Origin of the sequence: Bradyrhizobium sp. SRL28 (assembly GCF_018596315.1) — a bacterium.
In the GTDB taxonomy this organism is placed as follows: domain Bacteria; phylum Pseudomonadota; class Alphaproteobacteria; order Rhizobiales; family Xanthobacteraceae; genus Bradyrhizobium.
In genome coordinates, this window is sequence record NZ_JAHEAG010000031.1 from 60984 (window position 1) to 84652 (window position 23669).

18 protein-coding genes and 1 pseudogene are annotated in these 23669 nt (G+C 58.4%); 17 read left to right on the top strand and 2 right to left on the bottom strand.

The window, feature by feature from the left end; genetic code table 11:
• Window positions 1-90 precede the first annotated feature (90 nt).
• The 4 genes and pseudogenes from KIP88_RS35410 (at window position 91) to KIP88_RS48610 (ending at window position 4239) form a co-directional block, all read left to right on the top strand.
• A complete protein-coding gene (locus tag KIP88_RS35410; protein WP_214492808.1) occupies window positions 91-1692 on the top strand; it encodes a tyrosine-type recombinase/integrase in 1602 nt (533 codons plus the stop codon).
• Between the two features lie 240 nt (window positions 1693-1932).
• Window positions 1933-2937, top strand: a complete 1005-nt coding sequence (locus KIP88_RS35415) for an ABC transporter substrate-binding protein (RefSeq protein WP_214492809.1) — start codon at window positions 1933-1935, stop codon at window positions 2935-2937.
• A gap of 298 nt (window positions 2938-3235) precedes the next feature.
• A pseudogene (locus KIP88_RS35420) lies at window positions 3236-3985 on the top strand (ABC transporter substrate-binding protein); the annotation flags it as partial.
• Between the two features lie 50 nt (window positions 3986-4035).
• Window positions 4036-4239: an ABC transporter substrate binding protein gene (locus KIP88_RS48610; RefSeq protein ID WP_374226546.1), complete on the top strand. Its 204-nt coding sequence runs from the start codon at window positions 4036-4038 to the stop codon at window positions 4237-4239.
• A 133-nt stretch (window positions 4240-4372) separates the two neighbouring features.
• Here the strand turns inward: KIP88_RS48610 and KIP88_RS35425 are convergent, their stop codons facing one another.
• Window positions 4373-5293, bottom strand: coding sequence for an ABC transporter substrate-binding protein (locus KIP88_RS35425; protein ID WP_308163710.1), 921 nt, complete (start codon window positions 5291-5293; stop codon window positions 4373-4375).
• Window positions 5294-5734: 441 nt separating this feature from the next.
• Between KIP88_RS35425 and KIP88_RS35430 the strand changes: the two genes are divergently transcribed.
• The 13 genes from KIP88_RS35430 (at window position 5735) to KIP88_RS35490 (ending at window position 22086) form a co-directional block, all read left to right on the top strand.
• Entirely contained in the window at window positions 5735-6742 is a 1008-nt protein-coding gene (locus KIP88_RS35430) for an ABC transporter substrate-binding protein (protein ID WP_214492811.1), read from the top strand.
• Window positions 6743-7018: 276 nt separating this feature from the next.
• Window positions 7019-8017: an ABC transporter substrate-binding protein gene (locus tag KIP88_RS35435; RefSeq protein WP_214492812.1), complete on the top strand. Its 999-nt coding sequence runs from the start codon at window positions 7019-7021 to the stop codon at window positions 8015-8017.
• A 28-nt stretch (window positions 8018-8045) separates the two neighbouring features.
• Entirely contained in the window at window positions 8046-9050 is a 1005-nt protein-coding gene (locus tag KIP88_RS35440; RefSeq protein WP_214492813.1) for an ABC transporter substrate-binding protein, read from the top strand.
• 239 nt (window positions 9051-9289) lie between these two features.
• On the top strand, window positions 9290-10282 hold the full coding sequence (locus KIP88_RS35445) for an ABC transporter substrate-binding protein (RefSeq protein WP_214492814.1): 993 nt from the start codon (window positions 9290-9292) through the stop codon (window positions 10280-10282).
• Between the two features lie 224 nt (window positions 10283-10506).
• Window positions 10507-11490: an ABC transporter substrate-binding protein gene (locus tag KIP88_RS35450; RefSeq protein WP_214492815.1), complete on the top strand. Its 984-nt coding sequence runs from the start codon at window positions 10507-10509 to the stop codon at window positions 11488-11490.
• A gap of 330 nt (window positions 11491-11820) precedes the next feature.
• The gene (locus tag KIP88_RS35455) at window positions 11821-12819 is read left to right on the top strand and encodes an ABC transporter substrate-binding protein (protein ID WP_214492816.1); all 999 of its coding nucleotides are present in this window, start codon (window positions 11821-11823) and stop codon (window positions 12817-12819) included.
• Window positions 12820-13123: 304 nt separating this feature from the next.
• Entirely contained in the window at window positions 13124-14113 is a 990-nt protein-coding gene (locus KIP88_RS35460) for an ABC transporter substrate-binding protein (RefSeq protein WP_214492817.1), read from the top strand.
• Between the two features lie 454 nt (window positions 14114-14567).
• Window positions 14568-17150, top strand: a complete 2583-nt coding sequence (locus tag KIP88_RS35465; RefSeq protein ID WP_214492818.1) for an ATP-binding protein — start codon at window positions 14568-14570, stop codon at window positions 17148-17150.
• Window positions 17147-17536 (top strand): response regulator, encoded by a 390-nt coding sequence (locus KIP88_RS35470; protein ID WP_214492819.1) that lies wholly within the window; start codon window positions 17147-17149, stop codon window positions 17534-17536. Before KIP88_RS35465 ends, KIP88_RS35470 begins: the two co-directional genes overlap by 4 nt.
• The gene (locus KIP88_RS35475; protein ID WP_214492820.1) at window positions 17533-18783 is read left to right on the top strand and encodes an adenylate/guanylate cyclase domain-containing protein; all 1251 of its coding nucleotides are present in this window, start codon (window positions 17533-17535) and stop codon (window positions 18781-18783) included. Before KIP88_RS35470 ends, KIP88_RS35475 begins: the two co-directional genes overlap by 4 nt.
• Before the next feature lie 33 nt (window positions 18784-18816).
• Window positions 18817-19776 (top strand): ABC transporter substrate-binding protein, encoded by a 960-nt coding sequence (locus tag KIP88_RS35480; RefSeq protein ID WP_214492821.1) that lies wholly within the window; start codon window positions 18817-18819, stop codon window positions 19774-19776.
• Window positions 19777-19989: 213 nt separating this feature from the next.
• Window positions 19990-20970 carry an ABC transporter substrate-binding protein gene (locus tag KIP88_RS35485; protein ID WP_214492822.1) on the top strand — a complete coding sequence of 327 codons (981 nt, stop codon included), beginning with the start codon at window positions 19990-19992 and terminating at the stop codon, window positions 20968-20970.
• A gap of 669 nt (window positions 20971-21639) precedes the next feature.
• Window positions 21640-22086: a hypothetical protein gene (locus tag KIP88_RS35490; protein ID WP_214492823.1), complete on the top strand. Its 447-nt coding sequence runs from the start codon at window positions 21640-21642 to the stop codon at window positions 22084-22086.
• Between the two features lie 545 nt (window positions 22087-22631).
• On the opposite strand, the gene KIP88_RS35495 is transcribed toward KIP88_RS35490, so the two are convergent.
• Window positions 22632-23036 (bottom strand): hypothetical protein, encoded by a 405-nt coding sequence (locus KIP88_RS35495; protein ID WP_214492833.1) that lies wholly within the window; start codon window positions 23034-23036, stop codon window positions 22632-22634.
• Window positions 23037-23669 lie beyond the last annotated feature (633 nt).

Genomic DNA, 23669 nt, shown 5'->3' on the forward strand with positions numbered 1-23669 from the left:
ATGGTTTCCCTAAAACGCCGTATGGACAAACGAGCCCGATCAGCCGTCCCTCAATTTCGTTGCCGCGTTCCAGCCAAGCTAGTCGATCGGTTGCGTGGCAAGAAACTCTTGCTGCACTTGTCGCGTCGGACTGAACCGGCCTGCATCAAGATCGTAACCATTGGCGTAGACGTTGCGTTCAGTCTTGAGACCAATGACGAAACGATAGCCGCCGCGCGCCACGCAGACGCGCTTGAACACCTGCAGCGCCTTTTCGATCTCACCGCAGGCGCACAAATCACGTTGTCCCATCGCGACATGGTCGCGTTGGCCGGCGCGGTTTATCACACCTATGTCTGGGTCCACGAAGACAATCCCGGAGACCCGAGTAGATGGGCATGGCACAAAGGTCTCTCACGAGCCATCCTTGAAGGTCGCATAAAGGACGCGCCACCAGCTACGCTCAAGGTTGATGATAGCGATGCAGCGCTTGTTCTGTTCGGGAACGGCGATTTGACAGCTGCGATTGATGCATTGCCGGTCGGTCAGCACGACGGGCTAGAAGGACGGTTTGGGCTTTTGGCGGATTGGGTTTTGATCCGACACCGCATTCACCTTGCCCCTGACAATCGGGCCCACTTCCTGAAACTAGTCGGTGCGGCATCATTGGATGCCGCGTGGCAGCTGCGCCGCAATGCTCAAGGCGACTACTCTCCAGACCCGAAGGCTCAACGGTTTCCGCCAATTGAATCTGTCGCGGCAGTCAAACCAAAGCAGACCATCACCGGATTATTTGATCTTTGGTGGAAAGAAGCGAAGGTCACCGGCCGCTCCCAGAATACTCATGGCACCTATAAGGGTGCGTTAGACAGGCTGATCAAACACCTTGGGCATGATGATGCCGGCCGCGTGACTGAAGAGGACATGCTTGCGTTCAAAAACGCCCGTCTCAAAGTGGTGAGTGCCAAGACCTTGAAGGATGGCGATCTCCCTGGGATCAAGTCTGTGTTCGGCTGGGCGGTAGACAATCGAAAGCTGACCAAGAATCCGGCCGATGCAATCAAGGTCAAATCGGAAAAGAAAATTCGGACTCGTTCGAAGGGTTTCACGGACCAGGAAGCCAAAGAGATATTCAAAGCTTGCCTTGCATACGAGCGAAAGCCGAAGGAGGACCCCAGGACTGCTGCTGCCAAACGCTGGACTCCACTCATAGCTGCTTATACCGGCTGTCGCATCAGCGAGGCCTTACAGCTGCGAAAGGAAGATGTTCGCAAAGATTCCGGGCATCATATTTTCGATCTCAATCCACTGGCCGGAAGCATCAAGTCGGGCGCGTTTAGACTGGTACCAGTACATCCGCACTTGATCGATTTGGGCCTGCTTCGCTTTGTTGAACAGTCCGATAGTGGCCCGCTGTTTGCGAAAGGAAGCTATAAGCGTGTCTTAGATTTTGTTCGAACGATCGTGACTGACGAACGCGTTCAGCCCAACCATGCATGGCGGCATCGCTTCAAGACAATCAGCCGAAATCTTGGAATTGATCACAGAGTCGTAGACGCTATCCAAGGGCACGCGGCGAGAACATCTGGCGAGGATTATGGTGACGTGTCTGTTCTCGCCATGGCCCGCGTGATAAACGCTATTCCCAGGACCAGTCTCAAGAAGCCGCTGACCAGGATTGATCAGGGCTCGCTTGAAGATGAAGTAGCGTGACGCGATATAGCTAGGGCGCATACTCATAAAGGCGTAGATGGTCGGCTTCTGACGGCCAAGCAGAAATCTTAGGGTCAGTCGGAGCATTACCGCTCGTGCCCCTTAGCGGGCATGGCGCAACGCAGAATAGCGGGTTGCCAAGCTCGACATCTTGCGCCTCCAAATCCCCGGACTCCTATGCCGCGATGTGGTATGCTTCAACCTGGATTTAGCGTGGTCTGAGCCTCCTTGGAGGGCTGCATGAGACGACGCGACTTCATCAGTCTTTTTGGCGGTGCGGCGGTGGCATGGCCGCTCGCTGCGGCGGCACAGCAGAGCGTCAATAGCAAGCGTCTTGCTATCTTCAGCCCATCAGAGCCAAGCGCGGACTTGCATGAGCACACCGACAGCAAAAAGTACCGAGCCTTTTTCGCCGAGCTTCGGCGGTTGGGATGGATCGAGGGACACAACCTCAAGGTCGAAAGTTACGGCCGAGAGCAAAATGCGTCCGGCCCCGAAGCCCTGGCGACGGAAATCGTTCGGAGCAACCCGGATGTCATCCACGTCGTTGGCCCTGGCGCAGTCATCTTCAAAAAGCTAACATCGCGTATTCCGATCGTAGTGATAACTAGCGACCCCGTTAAGCAAGGGCTCGCCGAAAGTCTGGCTCACCCGGGCGGCAATTTCACGGGAGCCAGCATCGACGCCGGTCTGTCCATTCATGGAAAACGGATTGCACTGTTGCGCGAGCTGGTTCCGACGATGTCGAAACTTGGCTGTCTCGCTCTTCGATTCGGATGGAATGGGCCGAGCGCAGGCGCTTTCCGCACAGCTGCCGAAACGGCAGGCCTCCCTCTCGCGGTGTCTTTAGTGGAATTTGGTGCCAGCGAAGCAGACTATCGCGCGGCGATCGAGAGCATCTCTCGCGAGGGTGCAAATGCGGTCATGGTCGTCGATTCGCCCGAGACCCATCAAAAGGGCACTTTGATCGCTAAGTTGGTCGGCGAAGCGAAGCTTCCCGCGATTTTTACGAATGTTGAACCCGTCGAAGCCGGGGGCTTAATGGCCTATTCCTTCGATCTGATCGAGTTGCATAAGCGCGCCGCCAATAACATCGACGCAATTCTCCGAGGAGCAAAGCCCGGCGACATCCCGATCTACCAAGTGACCAACTTCGAGTTGTCCATCAACCTCAAGACAGCCAAGCAGCTGGGGCTTTCCGTACCTCCCGCGCTCGTCGCTAGCGCCGATAAGGTAATTGAGTGAACAAGCAATGGTCGGGTGTTGGCACATGCTCACTGGCTGACGACGTCCGTTTACAGGGGAAGGCCGGAAGTAGTCGGCCGACGGCCAAAGTGACGCGATTGACCCTGAGCGGACCGAGCGCCAGATCCGCGCCTCCCCGTACGGCGCGATGGAGCTAGGCAACCCAACGATGCTCGCTGCTGGTTAATCGACGCTTCGACCTTGTCGTCATCACATGATTGGGCGTACTATGTTCGCCGCGCGGTACTGCACGCATTCGAGATCATTCGCAGCGATCCACGAATATGCGGAGGACGCGATGAAGCCGGGTTTTGGGTGTTGGCTCGCTGCGCTAAGCATTACATTCGCCAGCCTGGTAGCCGCGCAACCCGTGGCGGGGCAGCAGGCCGAAAAAACCTATACCGTCGGTATCCTGTGCGGTGGTTGCAGCGCTCAGGACGCCGCCTCGTCGTTCGCGCCATTTCGCCAGGCTCTGCACGAACGCGGCTATGTCGAAGGCAGGAACATCGGCTTCGTGTACCGCTCGGCAGAAGGAAGATATGAGAAGTTTGCCGACCTTGCCGCCGATCTGGTCCGGGCCAAGGTCGACGTCATCATGACTGGTGGGGGGCTGCCCGGAGCCTTGGCTGCAAAAAACGCGACCACGACGATCCCGATTATATTCGTAGGCATTGGCGAAGACCCGGTTCAGCACGGCCTCGTTTCCAGCCTCGCTCGCCCTGGCGGCAACATCACCGGACTGGTTGATCGCTATGCTGATCTGATTCCGAAACAGCTGGCCTTGCTGAAAGAGGCGGTGCCGAGCCTATCGCGCGTGGGCGTATTGTGGGATGCGCGCATAAGGCAAGCGCTCGAACCAAGCTTCCAGGCGATGCAGACGGCGCTGCCGTCACTCGGGTTGCAGCATTACGCTATTGCGGTGAATGGGCCTGACGATCTCCCCGACGCATTCCGGGCGGCGAGTCGCGCGCGGGTCGAGGCGCTCATACTGTTCCCGTCGCCCATATTCACTTTCCATCTTGCGGAATTCGCACGGATGACGGCAGAGCAAAAAATTCCTGCGATGGTTTTCCCGGCTTCGCTCGAGCTGGTGGTTTTTTGTCGTACGGTCCGGACATCACGAAAACTTGGCGGTATGCCGCGATATCCGTCGACAAGATTCTCAAGGGAACGAGTCCGGCCGATATTCCCGTCGAGCAATCAGACAATTTAAATCTCGTCGTCAACCTTCAGACCGCGAGGGCGCTGGGGCTAATCGTGCCGCAAGCACTTTTGGTGTCGGCGAACGAGGTCATCGATTAAGGGCAGGGACTGCCTCTCGACGAAGCGCTGCGCCTCGCCGGTTGTGAGCATGTCCGCCTCCGGCGCAAAAGGGAACGTCCCGGGACATCGTCGGGGTGACGTGATCGACCCATAGCGGTCGTGGAGCGGCCCCTTATTCGACCACCTCGTTAGCGAGCGTGAGGAGTGTCGCCGGCAACTCGAGGCCGAGCGCCTTGGCGACACCAAGATTGATCACCAGCTCGAATTTGATCGACTGGATCACCGGCAGGTCGGCAGGCTTGGCGCCCTTGAGAATGCGGCCCGTGTAGATGCCTGCCTGGCGGTTCACCTCCCTGAAGTCGGGCCCATAGCTCATTAGGCCACCCGCTGTCGGAAATGCACGATCAAAGTAGAGCGCGGGAATGGCATAGCGCGCGGCCAGCAAGATCAGTTGATTGCGTCGGCTGAACAAGAATGGTTCGGGTTGAACAACGAGTGCAGCGGCGCGCTGCTGCACGAGGTCCGAAAAAGCCGTGTCGATTTCGCGTTCATCGCGGGCGTTCACGACAATTAGTTGCTGTCCAAGTCCGCGCGCTGCTACCTGCATGTCCGGCAAATCGAACGCAGTATTCGGACTGCCCGGGTTCATGAGAAAGCCGATCGCAACCGCCTTGGGCAACAAGTCGCGCAGCAATTGCAGGCGCTTCTGCCCGAGCTCCACTGCAATTGTGCTCACGCCAGTGATGTTTCCGCCCGGACGGTTGAGGCTGGCGACAAGGCCAAGCTTTACCGGGTCGCTGCCGAACGCGAACACGATCGGAATCGTTGAAGTCGCGTCCTTTGCGGCGAGTGCGGTGACCCCGCCGCCGCCAACCGCGATAATGGTTACTTGACGGCGAACAAGGTCGGCCGCCAGCGCTGGCAACCGATCAAATTGACCCTCCGCCCAGCGGTACTCGATCGTTACGTTCTGGCCTGCGACAAAGCCGGTTTCTTTCAGGCCCTGGTGGAATGCGGCCACGAAGGGCACGTACGGGTCGGACGATGTACTGCTCAAATACCCGATCACCGGCAACGTCGGCTGCGCGCGCACCGCAAACGGCCACCCGGCGGCTGCGCCACCGACAAGCGTCAGGAAGACTCGTCGCCTGATCATGCTCGACCGCTTCGGGCTCGGCATTGATGCAGATTAGCACAGTTCCCGTGTGTCCGGGGAGCGCCCGCCGTCCTAACGCTGAATCAGGTATTGGCACTTTTGCTAAGTGGCGGCCGACACCAAGGACGTCCGATTATCGGGGTAGACCGGACGTGACCGGCCCACTTCCAAAACGGTGCTTTTGACCCTGAGCGGACCGAGCGCCGGATCCGCGCCTCCCCATACGCGCGATGGAGCTAGGCAACCCCACGATGCTCGCTGGTGCTTAATCGACGCTTCAACCTTGTCGTCATCACATGATGGGGCGTACTATGTCCGCCGCGGTACTGTACGCATTCGAGATCATTCGCAGCGATCCACGAATATGCGGAGGACGCGATGAAGCAGGGTTTTGGGTGTTGGCTTGCTGCGCTAAGCATTGCATTCGGCAGCCTCGTAGCCGCGCAACCCGTGGCGGGGCAGCAGGCGGAAAAGACCTATCGCGTCGGCATCCTGTGCGGTGGGTGCAGTGATCAGGAGGCCCCGTCGAGGCACGCACCTATTCGCCAGGCTCTGCGCGAACGCGGCTATGTCGAAGGCAGGAACATCACCTTCGTGTACCGCTCGGCAGAAGGAAGATATGAGAAGTTCACCGACCTTGCCGCCGATCTTGTCCGGGCCAAGGTCGACGTCATCATAGCCGGTGGGGGGTTGCCCGGAGCCTTGGCTGCAAAAAACGCGACCACGACGATCCCGATTATATTCGTAGGCCTTGGCGAAGACCCGGTTCAGCACGGCCTCGTTTCCAGCCTCTCTCGGCCTGGCGGCAACGTCACCGGATTAGTTGATCGCTATGCTGATCTGATTCCGAAACAGCTGGCCTTGCTGAAAGAGGCGGTGCCGAGCGTATCGCGCGTGGGCGTATTGTGGGATGCGCGCCTAAGGCAAGCGCTCGAACCAAGCTTCCAGGCGATGCAGACGGCGCTGCCATCACTCGGGTTGCAGCACTACGCTATTGCGGTGAATGGGCCTGACGATCTCCCCGACGCACTCCGGGCGGCGAGTGGCGCGCGGATCGAGGCACTCATCCTGTTCCCGTCGCCCAAATTCTTTGTCCATCTTGCCGAATTCGCACGGATGACGGCAGAGCAAAAAATTCCTACAATTTCCGGTTTTACCGACTTCGCTCGGGCTGGTGGTTTCTTGTCGTACGGTCCGAACGCAACGAAAACTTGGCGGTATGCCGCGATATCCGTCGACAAGATTTTCAAGGGAACGAGTCCGGCCGATATTCCCGTCGAGCAATCAGACAATATAGATCTCGTCGTCAACCTTCAGACCGCGAGGGCGCTGGGGCTGATCGTGCCGCAAGCACTTTTGGTATCGGCGAACGAGGTCATCGATTAAGAGCAGGGACGGCCTGTCGACGAAGTGCTGGGCCTCGTCGGTTGTGAGCACGTCCGCCTCTGGCACTTTTCGGACCTGGGCGATGAAACTGAGGATGTCGGCTCATCAGGGGAAGATCGGAACCCCTCGCTGCGCGGTTAGAACGACGAGATTGACGTAACTCGCACATCGGGGCCGGATTCAGCGGCTGAGGCCGGCTGCCGCTATTTTCTGTGCGCCACCCGGCCGTAACCTGATATGATCCAATATTGCTCAGGCGTTCAGAGGCCTAGTGCAATGAGGCGGCGGGAATTCACAGCCGGTCTGTTGCTTGCCGCTGCGACGCGGCCGTCGCGGGCGCAGCAGCGAGCGACGCAGCCCCGGATAGCGATTTTTCATCCGGCAATCCCCGTTGCCCTTCTTACCGAAACCGGTGGGGGGAGCGCATGGCGCGCGTTTTTCGGAGAGCTGCGCCGCCTGGGTTATGTCGAAGGACAAAATCTGATCGTCGAACGCTATTCCGCTGAGGGGCATCATGAGCGTTATGCCGATTTGGCCCGGGAGATCGTGAGCCGCAATCCGGATTTGATCGTCACCGGAACAAACCCCGTCGTGATCGCTTTCAGGGCCGCAACCAGCGCAATACCGGTTGTTGCGTTCATGCTAGATCCACTGAAAGCGGGGCTGGTTGCCAGCCTGGCCCGACCCGGTGGCAACCTTACCGGAATCACTCTCGATGCCGGGATCGAGATCTGGGGGAAGCGCCTGGAGTTGTTGAGAGAAGCTGTCCCTTCGACAGCCAAGGCTGCATTTCTGGGTATGCGCGACGGGTGGGAGGGTTCTTTTGGGCAAGCCTTGCGGGATATCGGCAGCCAATTGGGAATTTCGCTGATTTCGATGCTCCCGAACATGGGGACGACCTCGGAGATCGAGCGTGTCTTTGCAACGATGGCGCAGCAACGGCCGGATGCAGTATTGGTCAGTGGTGAAGGAGATCTTTACGCTCACCGGCAGCTTATCGTCGAACTCGCCGAGAAGAACCGCTTGCCGACGATGTGTCCCTACCGCGATTACGTCGAAGCCGGTGGACTAATGGCCTATACGGTCGATCTCGCTGAGCTACTCAGGCGCATGGCCAATGACGTGCATCAAATCCTTAAGGGAGCCAAACCCGGCGACATCCCGATTTATCAGCCCACCAAATTCGAACTCCTGATCAACCTGAAGACCGCAAAAACGCTCGGCCTCATCCTGCCGGCGGCGCTGCTAACCCGCGCTGACGAGATGGTCGACTGAGCTTGCTCCTATTCGGAGGGCACAAACCATGAGGCGGCGGGCTTTTCTCAGTATCGTGTGTGGCGCGGTGACATGGCCGCTCGCAGCGGCGGCACAGCAGAGCACCAATCGCAAGCGTCTTGCTATCTTCAGCCCAGCAGAGCCAAGCGCGGACTTGCATGAGCATAGCAAAACCAAAGCTTGGCGAGCCTTATTCGCTGAGCTTCGGCGGTTCGGGCAGATCGAGGGACAAAACCTCAAGGTCGAACGTTACGGCCGAGAGCAGAACACGTCCGGCCCCGAAACCCTGGCGACGGAAGTCGTTCGGAGCAACCCGGATGTCATCTACGTCATTGGCCCTGACGCAGTCATCTTCAAAAATCTGACATCGCGTATTCCGATCGTAGTGATAACTGGCGACCCCGTTAAGTGGGGGCTCGCCGAAAGTCTGGCTCACCCGGGCGGCAATTTCACGGGAGTGAGCGTCGACGCCGGTCCATCCATTTCTGGAAAACGGATTGCACTGTTGCGCGAGATGGTTCCAACGATGTCAAAACTTGGCTGTCTCGCTCTTCGATCGCACTGGAATGGGCCAACCGCAGGCCCCGTAATCCGCGCAGCGGCCGAAGCGGCAGGCCTCCCGCTCGCGGTGTCTTTAGTGGAATTTGGTGCCAGCGAAGCAGACTATCGGGCGGCAGTCGAGAGCATCTCCCGCGACGGTGCAAATGCGGTCATGGTCGTCCCTTCGCCTGAGACATTTCAAAACAGCACTTTGATCGCCAAGTTGCTCGGTGACGCGAAGCTTCCGGCGATTTTTTCGTTTACCGAATCCGTCGAGGCCGGGGGCTTAATGGCCTATTCCTTCGACCTGATCGAATTGAATAAGCGCGCCGCCAATAATATCGATGCAATTCTCCGAGGAGCAAAGCCCGGCGACATCCCGATCTACCAAGTAACCAAACTCGAGTTGTCCATCAACCTCAAGACAGCCAAGCAGCTGGGGCTTTCCGTACCTCCCGCGCTCGTCGCGAGTGCCGATACGGTAATTGAGTGAACAAACAAAGGTCCGGTGTTGGCCACGTCTCGGACATGACCCCAATGTCCGATTTGAGTCCGCTTTCGGGGGAAGACCGGAAGTAAAATCTCGGGGTTGTCAGGTCCGTTGATGACGACCCAAAACGGACAATTGTGATCCGCCGGCCGGCCTGAAGCTGCTATCATTTAGACTTCCCGGGGCCAAGGCGCTCGGCCTCGCGATCGCGTCATCTTCCTGTGCGAAGACACGGTGATCGAATGAGACGATCTGCCGCTACGTTGCTGGTCCTTCTAGTTGTACTGCTTGTTTTCGCGTCGGCTGCCGAAACCCAAGCAGCGCCGAGGGTGCCGCGTTTCGGAATGCTGTGCACCCACTCGTGCAGCGGCAACATTAATGACGCTTTTTCGGACGAGCTTCGTAAGCTCGGCTGGGTCGAGGGTAGCACCATCGTCATCGAGCGTAAGGGTGCGGGTGGTCGCTTCGATCAGCTACCGGCGCTTGCCGCCGATCTTGTGCGATCGAAACCCGATCTCTTGGTCGCCTTCGCTCCTCAGCCCGTGCGCGCCGCTAAGAACGCGACCTCCGAGATACCAATTGTGATGCTCTTCGTCGCCGATCCGGTCGGTTTGGGACTTGCGTCAAGCCTGGCTCGCCCTGGCGGAAATCTGACTGGTGTCGCCACGCTGGTTCCGGGCGGTTTCGGCGGGAAGGCCCTTGGCTTTCTTCGGGAGCTCTTGCCACAAGCGAAGCGCGTGGCAGCTTTCATCAATCCTTCAAACGACATCCATCGGCAGACTTTCCCAAGGGAACACCTACCTGCCGCCGACAAGCTCGGCTTCCAGCTCGACATTATCGAGATACGTGAAGCTGAGGAAATTCCTGGCGCAATTGCCGCCGCTAAAGCCCGAGGGGCGGAAGCTTTATACATAGCGGGTGACCCGATGCTTAACTCCCCAACGAGCCGCGTGTCCGAACTTGCGGCGCAAGCTAGGCTGCCGTCGATCTACTTGGCGGGCTCCCGAGAGAGGGTGGAAGCCGGTGGATTAATTTCTTTCGGCCCTGACTACGCCGCCTTGGCGCGGCGCGGCGCCCACTATGTCGATCGAATTCTCAAAGGCGCTAAACCGGCCGAGCTTCCGATTGAGCAGCCCACCAAATTCCTGCTTCTCATTAATCTCAAGACAGCGAAACTGCTCGGTATCGAGATTCCGGCGTCCGTTCTCGCCAGTGCTGACGAGGTGATCGAATAAGGCTTGTCACTTCCGGTTTTGGCACATGCCGAGCCAGCCTGACGATGTCCGTTCACCGGGGGGATAGAGCGGACATCACCTAGGACTGCGCCGAAGTCTGGAAATGGACCCAACTGAGACATCGGGCCGCGCCCCGCGGACCTTGGATCAAAGCTGATTCCACCCATATCAAGCTGCTCATTTGAGCCGATACGATGACTTCGTCCAGAGCTTAGGGGGCGAAGATGCGAAGACGTGAGTTCATAACAGCAATCGCTACCACGGCAGCAGCCTGGCCGTTCGCGGCGCGGGCGCAGCAAGGTGGGCAAAAACTTCGGCGTATCGGCCACTTAATCGGCGGAACGCAGGCGGGGACGTCGCGGGTCAGCGTCGGGCTCATCGAGGGTCTACGCGAGCTGGGATACATTGAGGGGCGCGACTACATCGTCGAGTATCGCTATGCCGAAGGGCATTACGACAGATTTCCCGATCTTGCCGCCGAACTGGTTCGTTTGAACGTTGACGTTGTGGTATTGGGCACGCCTGCGGCCATTTCCGCGATGCGGAAGGCAACGAGCACCATACCGATTATCATGGCTGTCGTAAGCGATCCGGTCGGTAACGGCTTCGTCTCGAGCCTTGCGAGGCCGGGCGGCAATATCACCGGCCTCGCGACGTCAGATGAGATTACGATCGCAAAGCAGATTGAACTGTTGTCGGAGATTCTGCCTAAGCTTTCGCGTGTCGGTATTCTTGTCAACCCGGATAGCCCGACTGTGCGGAACCTAGTCACCGCTCGGGCAGCGGCCCGGCAAGCCGCTATTGAACTCTGGCAGGCGAACGCGCGCAACGCAGACGAGATCGATGCCGCATTCGTCAAGTTTTCCCAGGAGCGCGTCCAGGCGGCTATCGTCATCCCTGATGCCGTCTTCGCGTTGCATCGCAGGCGCATTGCGGAGCTCGCGATGAAGGACCGGCTGCCGACGATGTTTGCCAACCGTGAATACGTGGTCGATGGCGGAACTCTCAGTTATGGCCAGGATATCAAATATTTCCTCCGGCGGTCGGCAGTTCTCGTCGACAAGATTTTCAAGGGAGCCAAGCCCGCCGATTTGCCTATCGAGCAACCCACCCGGTTTTTTCTGACGGTCAATCTCAAGACCGCGAAGGCGATCGGATTGGACCTCCCTGAATCATTTCTCCTGCGCGCCGATGAGGTAATCGAATGAAGCGTTACTTGCCAATTCGCGGACTTCCTACCGCGCTCGCGGTTCAGTGCAATTGCCGTTTGCGACGCCAATGATGATCGCGAGTCGGTGTCACTTCTGCCTTTGGCACGAAACTCGGGCGCGCCAAAGCGTCGCTCAGAGCGGACATTGGATTCCTTTAAAGGAGGGGCGTCGGATGGTTTTTTGATTGGAGCGCGACGTTCGGTGGAATGACAACCCAGGCCGGACACAACGCCACGGGGCTGAGATCGTCCTCACTGATGGCGGTCAGAAGGAGTAGAATGCGGCTCGCAAGCCAGTAAGTTGCCTTGACCTAAGCTCGGAGCGGACATGAGGCGGCGGGCTTTTCTCAGTATCGTGTGTGGTGCGGTCGCATGGCCGCTCGCTGTGGCGGCACAGCAGAGCACCAATAGCAAGCGTCTTGCTATCTTCAGCCCATCAGAGCCAAGCGCGGACTTGCATGAGCATGGCAGCAAATTTTCTCGAGCTTCATTCGCCGAGCTTCGGCGATTGGGGCAGATCGAGGGACAAAACCTCAAGGTTGAAAGTTACGGTCGAGAGCAAAACACGTCCGGCCCCGAAGCCCTGGCGACGGAAATCGTTCGGAGCAGCCCGGATGTCATCTTTGTCGTTGGCCCTGGCGCAGTCATCTTCAAAAAGCTAACATCGCGTATTCCGATCGTAGTGATAACTAGCGACCCCGTTAAGCAAGGGCTCGCCGAAAGTCTGGCTCACCCGGGCGGCAATTTCACGGGCGTCAGCATCGACGCCGGTCTGTCCATTCATGGAAAACGGATTGCACTGTTGCTCGAGATGGTCCCGACGATGTCGAAACTTGGCTGTCTCGCGCTTCGATTGGGATGGAATGGGTCGAGCGCAGGCGCTTTCCGCGCAGCGGCCGAAACGGCAGGCCTCCCCCTCGCGGTGTCTTTACTGGAAATTGGTTCCAGCGAAGCAGACTATCGGGCGGCGGTCGAGAGCATCTCCCGCGACGGTGCAAATGCGGTCATGGTTCTCGATTCGCCTGAGGTTTTTCAAAACAGCACTTTGATCGCTAAGTTGGTCGGCGACGCGAAGCTTCCGGCGATTTTTCATAATGTTGAAGCCGTCGAGGCCGGGAGCTTAATGGCCTACTCCTTCGACCTAATCGAATTGTATAAGCGCGTCGGCAACAATATCGGCGCAATTCTCCGAGGAGCAAAGCCCGGAGACATCCCGATCTACCAAGTAACCAAATTCGAGTTGTCCATCAACATCACGACAGCCAAGCAGCTGGGGCTTTCCGTACCGCCCGCGCTCCTCGCGAGTGCCGATAAGGTAATTGAGTGAACAAGCCAAGGTCCGGTTATGGCACGTTTGAGACGGTCCGGCAGACGCTGAGAATTGTATGTTTATTGGGGTAGACCGGAAGTGATTGATCCGTGACCAAGACGACGCGATTGACCCTGAGCGGACCCGACCCTGGGCAGAGGGATCGAATAATCGTAAAGTGAAATAGGGCAGCAGTTCACCTCGATTAGAACAATTCAGGTCTGCCCGAGGACTTGCCGGCCGGTCTGTGAGAGGCTGACCATTTGGCAAACCGACTGCACGGTGGTTGCTGGTGGTTACTCCAGGGCTGGAGGAAGCCACGATGCTCGACATGAAGCGACGCGAGTTCATCACGCTTCTCGGCGGCGCGGTCGCTTGGCCGTTAGCGGCGCGCGCGCAGCAGCCGGCCATGCCGGTGGTTGGTTTTCTCCATGGCGGGTCAGCTGGGATGCGGGCTCACTTTATCGCCGCGTTCCATCAGGGCCTGAAGGAAACCGGTCATATTGAGGGCCAACACATCGAAATCGACTATCGCTGGGCAGACGACCAAAGCAATCTACTGCCCGCCCTTGCGGTCGATCTGGCGCGCCGTCAGGTGTCTGTGATCACGACGTGCGGCGGAGAACGGGACGTGTTTGCGGCCAAGGCCGCGACCTCTAAGATTCCGATTGTCTTTATTGTCGGTAGCGATCCGGTGAAAGCAGGCTTCGTCGCCAGCTTAGGTCGCCCGGGGGGCAATCTAACCGGCGTGAATATGTTCAGCGTTGAGATGCAGGCGAAGCGCCTGGGAATACTCCACGAGTTAATCCCGCCAACCATGGTCATCGCCAACCTAGTTGACCCAAATTTCCCCCCAACTGAGGCCGCGGTAGCCGAAGTGGAGACGGCGGCTCGCATTTTCGGGCGACAACTCCTGGTGCTTAAGACTAGCAGCGAGAGCGACATTGACGCAGCCTTTGCGACCATTATGCAGGTGCGAGCCGGAGCGCTCCTCGTTGGCCCGGGCCCCTTTTTCAATACCCGGCGAAATCAAATAGTGGCGCTGGCGGCACGCCATGCCATTCCCGCGATCTACGAGTTTCGCGATGCCGCCAAGGCTGGCGGCCTCGTCAGCTATGGAACTAGCCTTGTGGATGCGTACCGGCTGGTCGGTGTTTACACCGGCCGGATTCTCAAAGGCGAGAAGCCCGCCGACCTCCCGGTCGTACAGCCGACCAAGTTCGAACTGGTAATCAACCTCAAGACTGCCAAGGCGCTCGGCCTCGAAGTGCCGCCGTCGCTGCTCGCTATCGCCGACGAGGTGATCGAGTGAAGGCGCGATTTGCTGCGGTGCATGAGTCCGCTTATGGGAGGTAAACGGCCCTAGCTGGGACGCGCCGCGAGTTCCCCTGATGACGGCTACTTCTTCGAGAGCGCAAGAGCGAAAAGCTGCATTATGTATGCGAGAGGATTGAGACGCGTCTCGCGGCTTGGCCAACGCGATCAGTCGAGTGGTAGATCGCCATGCTGGATTGCACCACGCTTCTCGATTTTGAGTCCGATGAGACGCGCAATTTCGGTCAGCCTTGCTGTCATGTTGATTCCAGCGGACGACCTGTCAAGGTTGGCGAGTTACGGTGCAAGCTTTACCGATCACGTTCAGCCGCTCAGCGCAGTATGTGGATAGGATATTAAAGGGCGCGAACCACCGCTGACATGCCGGTTGAACAACCGCAAGGTCATCGAATGAGCTTAGTACTTGCGCTATTGGCTCAAAGTTACTCGCCATGAGCATTTCGCTCCATCAGAGGGTCGAGAACCGATCGTTGGGGGTATCGCCTGTTGCGACCGCACCGTCCGCGCCGGGACCGACAACTGCCAATATCCGAAGCCGTCTCTTCACCAAATATGTCGCGCTGTTCGTCGCGGTGGTGAGCGTTGCATTACTCTCCAACGGCATCTTCGAGGTTTTCTTCTACTACCGCGAGCACAAGGCAGCCCTGATCCGAATCCAACACGAGCAAGCGGAAGCGGCCGCCGCCAAGATCAGCCAATTTATCAAGGGGATCGAGAGCCAGCTGGGCTGGACCACCCAGCTGCCATGGTCCGCCGGATCGCTCCAAGACCGCCGCTTCGACGCGCTCCGGCTGTTGCGCCAGGTCCCCGCCATCACCGAGCTGTCGCAGATCGACTCTACCGGCAAGGAGCGATTGCGGGTGTCGCGCCTGGCCATGGATGTCGTGGATAGCGGACTCGACCTCTCCAAGGAGCCGAAGTTCACAGAGGCCGTCGCCAACAAGGTCTATTACGGCCCGGTCTATTTTCGCCGGGAGTCCGAGCCATACATGACACTGTCCTTGGCAGGCACCCGCAAGGACGCCGGTGTCAGCATCGCGGAGGTCAATCTGAAGCTAATTTGGGACGTGGTCTCGCAGATCAAGGTCGGCGAACGCGGTCGCGCCTATGTCGTGGGTTCGGAGGGCCGCCTGATCGCCCATCCTGACATCAGCCTGGTGCTGCGCAACACGGACATGTCGGACCTTGTGCAGATGCAGGCCGCGCGCAATCGAAGCGATCCGCTGCAGGGCACGCTGAACCTCCAGGGCCAGGAGGTCTTGACAGCATCGGCGCCAATCGCGCCGCTGGGCTGGACAATGTTCGTCGAGCTGCCGGCCGAGGAAGCCTATGCGTCCTTGTACCAGGCGCTGCAGCGGCTAGCGATCGTGCTGCTGGCGGCCTCGATCTTCGCGGTGCTCGCCGGGATATTTCTGGCGCGACGCATGGTCGGCCCGATCCAGTCGTTGCGGGCGGGCGCCGAGCGGATCGGCGGCGGCGATTTCGTCCAGCGCATCTCGATCAAAACCGGTGATGAGCTCGAAGAACTCGCCAATCAGTTCAATGAGATGGGTGCTCGCCTGCAGGAATCCTACGCGGACCTGGAGAGAAAGGTTCAATCGCGGACTGCCGAGCTTAGTGAATCTCTTGAACAGCAGACGGCTACGTCGGAGGTCCTTGAGATCATCAGCGGTTCCCCGGGCGATCTGGATCCGGTTTTCCGGAAGATGCTCGAAAACGCTACGCATATCTGCGGCGCCAATTTTGGCACGATGAATCTTTATGACGGAGACAGCTTCCGCAACGTTGCGCTCTACAATGTACCGGACGCATATGTCGCACAGGCGGACCGGCCAATCCGTCCGCACCCGAAAAGCGGCCTTGGCACAATTATCAGAACCCGTCGGTCGATCCAAATCGATGATCTGCGGACGCAGCCGCCCTATCTCGAGGGCCACCCAGCTGTTGTTGCGATGTCCGACCTTGCGGGCGCCCGGACCATTGTCATTGTGCCGCTGCTCAAGGAAGACGACTTAATCGGCACAATTGCGATCTATCGGCAAGAGGTGCGTCCTTTTAGCGAAAAGCAAGTCGAGCTCGTTGAAAATTTTTCCAAACAAGCAGTCATCGCTATCGAGAATACGCGGCTACTCAAGGAACTGCGCGAACGCACCAAAGATTTGAGCGCGTCCCTCGACGAATTGCGCGCTGCGCAGGACCGCCTGATACAGACGGAGAAACTTGCGTCGCTCGGGCAGCTCACCGCCGGCATTGCGCACGAGATCAAGAATCCGCTCAACTTCGTCAACAATTTCTCATCGCTGTCGTCGGAATTGATCGACGAACTGGACGAAGTGCTCAAGGACAGCTCGCTCGATGCCAAAGCGCGCGAAGAGATCGATGAGCTCACTCGGACGCTGAAAGGCAACCTTGAAAAGGTGGTGCAGCACGGCAAGCGCGCCGATTCGATTGTGAGGAACATGCTCCTGCATTCACGCGAGGGATCCGGCGAGCACCGGCCGGCCGACATCAACGCGATTGTCGAGGAAAGTCTCAACCTCGCCTACCACGGTGCACGCGCAGAGAAAACTGGCTTCAATATCAAGCTCGAGCGCGATTTAGACCCCAATGCCGGTATGATCGACCTTTATCCGCAGGAGATCACACGTGTTTTCCTCAATCTGATTTCGAACGGCTTCTATGCGGCGACCAAGCGCAAGGACGCGGGCGACGGAACGTTCGAACCGACACTGAAGGCAACGACGAAGAGCCTGGGTAACAAGGTCGAAATCCGGATCCGCGACAACGGAACGGGTATTACGCGGGAAGTGCGAGAGAAAATCTTCAATCCGTTCTTCACCACTAAGCCGGCTGGCCAAGGCACCGGGCTCGGCTTGTCGATGAGCCACGACATCGTGGTCAAACAGCACGGCGGCAAGATCGACGTCGCTACCGAACCGGGCGTATTTACCGAATTCATCATTACCTTGCCGCGAACCGCGGCAGCACACGGAAGCGCTGGAGGCAAGAATTGAGCGTTTACATCCTTGTGGTCGATGACGAGCCAGATGTCGAAGCCTTGTTCCGTCAGCAATTTCGGCGCGATCTCAAGTCCGGTCGCTTCATGATGGAGTTCGTCCCGTCGGCGCCGGCGGCGCTGGCGCGGGCTGCCGAAGTCCGCGAACCCTCGCTCATCCTGATCCTGTCTGATATCAATATGCCGGGCATGAGCGGCCTGGAAATGCTGCCGAAGGTGCGCGCAGAGCGGCCCGACGTCCCTGTGATCATGATCACCGCCTATGGCGACGCAGAGACCCGCCGCAAAGCGATCGAGCGTGGTGCGGTCGATCTGTTGACCAAACCGATCGACTTTGCGCTGCTGCGTCACCAAATCGATGCAAGGCTCGGAGAGGCCGCATGACTGCAACGATCCTGGTTGTCGACGACGAGCCCGATCTTGAGGCTCTGGTGCTGCAGATGTTCCGCAAGCAGATCCACGATGGCATGGTGAGCTTCATTTTTGCCCATGACGGCATCGAGGCGCTGGCCTCGATCGAGCAGCATCCACATGTCGACATGGTGGTTTCAGACATCAACATGCCGCGGATGGACGGCCTCTCGCTGCTGCGGAAGCTGCAGGAAGCTGACGACAAAATATCGACCATCATTGTCTCCGCCTATGGCGACATGAGCAACATCCGCACAGCGATGAATCGCGGGGCGTTCGACTTCTTGATCAAGCCAATTGATTTCACCGATCTCGAACTGACGATAGAGAAGACCATCCGCCACGTCCAGATGATGCGCGAGACGCATCGCCGCCAGCTGGACGCCGAACGCGCCCACGCCTCCCTTTCGCGCTATTTCTCGCCGCAGATCGCTAGCCGACTCGCGTGCGAGGGCGAAGCCGACGGGATGTCGGTGCACTGGCGCGAGGTCGCGGCCGTCTTCACCGACATCACCAGATTCACCTCGCTGGTCGAAACCGTACCCCCGGAAGTGCTGGGCGAACTGCTCAACGAGTATGTCGGCGGCATGACCGATGTGGTGTTTGCGCATGAGGGCACGGTCACGAAAATCATCGGCGACGCGATCCAGGTTTTGTTCAATGCGCCCGGAGACCAGCCGGACTACGCCAAACGCGCGATCGCGTGCGCCCAAGAGCTTGATGTCTGGGCCGAGGCGTTTCGCGAACGCTGGAAGGCGAAAGGCGTGAATTTCGGCGCAACGCGAATTGGCGTTCATGCCGGGCCAGCACTGGTTGGCAATTTCGGCGGCAGCCGGTTCTTCGACTACACAGCCTATGGCGACACCATCAATACTGCAGCAAGGCTCGAGACCGCCAACAAGTTTTTGGGCACGCGGATTTGCGTCAGCGCCGTCGTTGCCGAAGCGGCCAGGGATTTTCGCGGGCGGACGATCGGCGATCTCATGCTGCGTGGCCGGAGCGAGCCGCTCCGTGCCTACGAGCCGCTGCCGGAGGCCAAGTTTGCCGGAGCGGCGACGATCCAGTATTCGCAGGCCTTCGCTAAGCTCGAGGCCGGAGACGCGGCGGCGATGCCGGCGTTTGCAGCGCTGGTCGGACTCCATGCCGACGACGCGTTGGCGGGCTTTCACCTGAGGCGGCTGCTCAACGGGGCCAAGGGCATTCGCATGCAACTCGAATAGCAGTTCCGTGGAGGGCGATCACTCGGAGGCACCATGCGACGCCGGGATTTCGTAGCCTTTGTTGCGCATGCGGCTGCGTTTGGGCCGGGCATAGCGCTTGGGCAGCAATCGATCGGCAAGGTCTGGCGTGTCGCATACCTTGAGCCCACGGGCGGCGCGCTATTTGATGTTTTCCGTGCGGAGATGCGGGAGCTTGGCTACGTCGAGGACAAGAACCTTGTCATTGATCGCAGGAATGCAGAGGGGAAAGCGGAACGCTTACCTTCGCTGGTAAGCGAGATGGTGGCGCGCCGCCCGGATGTCATTGTTGCTGTCGCAACCCCGGCCATAGCTGCAGCCCAGCATGTCACCTCAACCATTCCCATCGTAATGGCCCCTGCCACCGATCCGGTTGGCTCGGGCTTCATCAAGAGCTTAGCCCGTCCCGGAGGAAACATTACGGGCGTGGCCAATATGTTTGGCGACGCCATCGGCAAGTCGGTTGAACTCCTCCACGCAATCGTGCCGTCGGCCAAACGTATTGCGGTGCTCTTGTCCGCCAATCCGACTCACCCGCAGCAATACGAGTTGGCAACACTGGCGGCAAGAGCGTTGGACCTTGCGGTCGTTCGAGTCGTGGCTCCTACGCCTGACGATCTCGAGCAGGCGTTTGAAGGTGTGAGACAGGAAAATTGCGACGCTCTGTTTGTCCTTGCCGATCCAATCCGGCCGAAGATTGTTTCGTTGGCCGCAAAAGCAAAAATGCCGGCAATTTATCAATTCAGCTCTTTCGTTAACTTGGGGGGACTCGCCAGCTACGGCCCCGATTTAACGCCGATTTATCGCAAAGTGGCCCAATACGTTGACAAAATCTTCAAAGGAGCCAACCCGGCTGAACTTCCCGTCGAGCAGCCGGTCGTTTTCGAATTTGCTTTAAATCTCAAAACTGCCGCGACGCTTAGCCTAACCATTCCCGACAATCTTATAGCCCGGGCCGACAAGATCATCGAATAAGATTGAACGACCTTAGTTGCACGGAGCGGACATGGCAGCCGGCGTGGAGGGCCGCGGGCATTGGTCTTAAGCAATGTCCGCTTTCCGACGATCCAAATCGGACAATTGTGATCCGCCGGTCGGCCTGAAGCTGTTATAAGTTATACCTCTCGGGGCCAAGGCGCTCGGCCTCGCAATCGTGGAATCTTCCTGTGCGACGACACGGGGATTCGAATGAGACGATTTGCCGCCACGGTGCCGGTCCTTGTTATGCTGCTTGTCTTCGCGTCGGCGGCCGCAACCCAACCAGCGCCGAGAGTCGCGCGGGTCGGAATCCTGTGCGCCCCCTTATGCAACACCATCTATAGCAACCCCTTTTTGGACGAGCTTCGCAAGCTCGGCTGGGTCGAGGGTACCACCATCATTATCGAGCGTAAGGACCCGGATTATCGCCTCGACCAGCTTCCGGCGCTCGCCGCCGACCTCGTGCGGTCGAAACCCGATCTCATTGTCGCCTTCACTCCTTTTGCAGCGCGCGCTGCAAAGGACGCGACCTCGGACATACCAATTGTAGTGATCTTCGTCGCCGATCCGGTCGGTATGGGACTTGTACCAAGCCTTGCCCGTCCTGGCGGAAACCTGACTGGTGTCGCCACGATGGATCGGAGCGATTTCGGCGGGAAGTTTCTTGGAATTCTTCGAGAGGTTTTGCCACAGGCGAAGCGCGTGGCAGTTTTCATCAATCCTTCAAACGAGAGCCATCGGCTGGTATTTCCGGAGACACCCGCTGCGGCCACTAAGCTCGGCTTTCAGCTTGACGTTTTCGAGGTGCGCCAAGCGGGGGAAATGGCTGGCGCCATTGCTGCCGCCAAATCCCGGGGTGCAGAGGCTTTGGACATATTTTCTGACGCGATCTTTGCCTTCCCGCCCAACCGGGTGCCCGATCTCGCGGCACAGGCGGGCTTACCGTCGATCTCCTTCGAGCCCAGCTTTGCGCAAGCGGGCGGACTGATTTCTTACGGGCCGGACTTTCCCGTCTTGGCTCGACGTGGGGCTCACTATGTCAATCGAATTCTGAAAGGCGCCAAACCGGCCGAGCTTCCTATTGAACAACCAACCAAATACCTGCTTGTCATCAATCTCAAGACGGCGAAATCGCTCGGTGTCGAAATCCCGGCGTCCCTTCTCGCCCGCGCGGACGAGGTGATCGAATAAGGCTTGTCACTTCCGGTTTTGGTACCTTCGAGACATGCCAGAGCGGGCCTTGCGATGTCCGTTGATCGGTAGACCGGAAGTAACAGACATCCGGCCAAAATGGCGATTTTGGCAGATAGTGCTGAAAAAGTCTTTTTGAGGTGTCCACCAAAATGTTTCAGGGCTGCTGATGCGTTTCGCACGCGGCGATATGTGGGACCACATCGTTTCACACAAAACGACCACGGAGCTTCATGTGAGCGCTACGGAGTATTGCAGTCGTGGAGCTGACTAAAAATCGGCGATTGCGGGATTCTAGGCGTCGTTCAGTTTTCGACTTTTGCAACATGGGGTAATTCCGGGATCGAGCCAGACAAAGGCAAAGGAATCAGCTCTCCAGGAACGTATGAGGCCAGCGTGATGTGGCCTCCCAACGATGGAGAGCGGCAATGGAATACTATGTCGGACTGGACGTGTCGTTGAAGCAAACATCGATCTGCGTGGTGGACCAGACGGGATCGGTCGTGCGTGAGGGCGTTGTCGATTCAGATCCTGAGGCGATCTCAGTTTACGTGAGGTCAAAGGCGCCGGGCGCGGCACGCATTGGCCTCGAGACCGGACCGACGTCCACGTGGCTATGGACCGAGCTCAAGCGATTTGGTCTGCCGGTGATCTGCATCGACGCGCGCCATGAAAGCCGTGCTCAAAATGCAGATCAACAAGAACGACCGCAACGATGCCATCGGGATCGCCCGCATCATGCAGACCGGTTGGTTCAAAGAGGTGCACGTCAAGGATATCGACAGCCATTCGGTCAGAGCGCTGCTGGCAAGTCGGGCGCTGCTGGTCAAGATCAAGCGCGATCTTGAGAACCATGTCCGCGGCCTTCTCAAGAACCTCGGTCTTGTTATCGGCCGCGCCACGTTCAATGTCTTCGCCGCCCGAGCCGAGGAGTTGATCGAGGATCGTCCCGATTTGGTGGCTGCAGTCAGGCCGCTGCTCGAAGCGCGCAACGCCGTCGAACAGCCCACAGCAATAAGACGGGCATGTTACTTCTCCTCAGCTTGCCCATCGGTAAAACTCACCCCATTGCCACTTGTTCCCGAGCATGTCGTGAATCTGCATCTAGAACGTTGACAAGGTTGACGTCTGCCTCGGTCAGGCTCGGACAGTCGTGTGCTAGCTAGCGATGGACGGACCACGCACACTCGGGGTGGTTCTCGCACACCTAACCAATGCCGAGGCAGACCTTGCAGTCAGGGGTCGATCATGAGACGAGTTTGACCGGTTGGTGCCGGTACGCATCGATTGCGCAGTTTGAAAGAACGAGCCTGCGCCGTTCTCCAGACCTGAACTTGCCGATGATTTCATCCAAGAGGAAATTCGCAGACCAATTAGGGTCCCTGAGTTCACCGGATTTCTCAAGGACTCTCCAAGCAATCGCGAAGGACTGCTCTATCAGTTCACTATCGGTCATGCGGGGAGAACGGCTCCGCAGTTGCCATGTTCCTAGACCGAAGGGCAACCAGACAAGGAAGTTGATCCGTGTCGATTACGGAAGCACGTACTAGGATAACGAAAAACCCGACACGCAATGTCGGGCTGATCGCAAATATACTTCTAGGATCAATAATGCGGATAGCAGACCACCATCTGCCACGGCCGTCTGCGCACAACGTAACTTAGGAGCCAAAAATACTTGGTTGGGCGTGTCCGGCGTAATCGAGCGGCGGATTGCGCCGGACAATTCTGACCTGGCTGGACCGGGCAAAGAACCGGCAATCGAGATCGTCTAGGCCCGCTAACTGCAACGGCTCAAAGCCAATGAAGTAGGGACCGTCATCGCAACGGAAATCATGCCAGCCGCTACCACCGCCACGATGAAAAACCATTCCCGCACCGCACTCACCCCAAATTCTAGGACGTGTGCTTGAACGTTTCGATCTTACGATCCAGTTGCCATAGCTCGACCTCGTGACCATCAACTTTGCGAGCCTGATGGCCTCGGTCTCATCGGTGTAAGCCAGATCAACGCGGTTCTGCACGTGGCCATCCGGTCCAATGATGTATGCGCGATAGTCCGCCACAGTAACGCTCTCTCAAACAACGTTTACTTCGGCGCGGCAAGCCCAGGCGACGTTAGCCACTCATTGACGTGAGCAGCCGTCTCTGTTTGCCGAACTTTTCTTAAGAGCATATCCCGCTCGTGCCCACGTGGCAGTTTCTCGGCCTCGGCGCGAAGGCGCTCGGCCTTGGGCTAGCCGGTCGGGGAAAGAGAGAATGTGTTTGAAACGGCGTCTCTGCACGGCGCTGCTCCCTTGCCTCAAACCGATCATAGATGGAGCGGAGGCATGAGCGGCAAGGACGAAAAGACTCGGATCGAGGCATTCGGGTCGCCAAGCAGCCGGACCATGCCACGTGCCACGAAGCGCCATCGCAAGAACCGTGGCATCCCGCCGCCCGCGACGTTCGATATAGATTCGCTGCCGGGCAGCTCTAATTTGAGGCATTAGAGGCAGCCGCGGCGGTTCGCGGCCCGCAGGCGTGGTCAGCGATCCGGGATCACGCAGAACGCGTCGCCCGAACCTAGGCAGTCAGGCGCTACGCTTGAGCTTGCCGGTCTTCAACAGGCCCTCGAGTTCCTTGAGGGCCTGTTCCTCGGAGATTCCGTCTACCAGCGCGATTTCTCCGCAGAGGCGATCGAGCGCCGACACGTACAG

Bases quoted from the DNA above. Each gene is read 5' to 3' on its own strand.
- KIP88_RS35435 (WP_214492812.1), top strand. From the start codon at position 7,019: ATGAGGCGGCGGGAATTCACAGCCGGTCTGTTGCTTGCCGCTGCGACG.
- KIP88_RS35490 (WP_214492823.1), top strand. From the start codon at position 21,640: ATGAAAGCCGTGCTCAAAATGCAGATCAACAAGAACGACCGCAACGAT.
- KIP88_RS35415 (WP_214492809.1), top strand. From the start codon at position 1,933: ATGAGACGACGCGACTTCATCAGTCTTTTTGGCGGTGCGGCGGTGGCA.
- KIP88_RS35445 (WP_214492814.1), top strand. From the start codon at position 9,290: ATGAGACGATCTGCCGCTACGTTGCTGGTCCTTCTAGTTGTACTGCTT.
- KIP88_RS35485 (WP_214492822.1), top strand. From the start codon at position 19,990: ATGAGACGATTTGCCGCCACGGTGCCGGTCCTTGTTATGCTGCTTGTC.
- KIP88_RS35440 (WP_214492813.1), top strand. From the start codon at position 8,046: ATGAGGCGGCGGGCTTTTCTCAGTATCGTGTGTGGCGCGGTGACATGG.
- KIP88_RS35465 (WP_214492818.1), top strand. From the start codon at position 14,568: ATGAGCATTTCGCTCCATCAGAGGGTCGAGAACCGATCGTTGGGGGTA.
- KIP88_RS35450 (WP_214492815.1), top strand. From the start codon at position 10,507: ATGCGAAGACGTGAGTTCATAACAGCAATCGCTACCACGGCAGCAGCC.
- KIP88_RS35455 (WP_214492816.1), top strand. From the start codon at position 11,821: ATGAGGCGGCGGGCTTTTCTCAGTATCGTGTGTGGTGCGGTCGCATGG.
- KIP88_RS35480 (WP_214492821.1), top strand. From the start codon at position 18,817: ATGCGACGCCGGGATTTCGTAGCCTTTGTTGCGCATGCGGCTGCGTTT.
- KIP88_RS35460 (WP_214492817.1), top strand. From the start codon at position 13,124: ATGCTCGACATGAAGCGACGCGAGTTCATCACGCTTCTCGGCGGCGCG.
- KIP88_RS35475 (WP_214492820.1), top strand. From the start codon at position 17,533: ATGACTGCAACGATCCTGGTTGTCGACGACGAGCCCGATCTTGAGGCT.
- KIP88_RS35430 (WP_214492811.1), top strand. From the start codon at position 5,735: ATGAAGCAGGGTTTTGGGTGTTGGCTTGCTGCGCTAAGCATTGCATTC.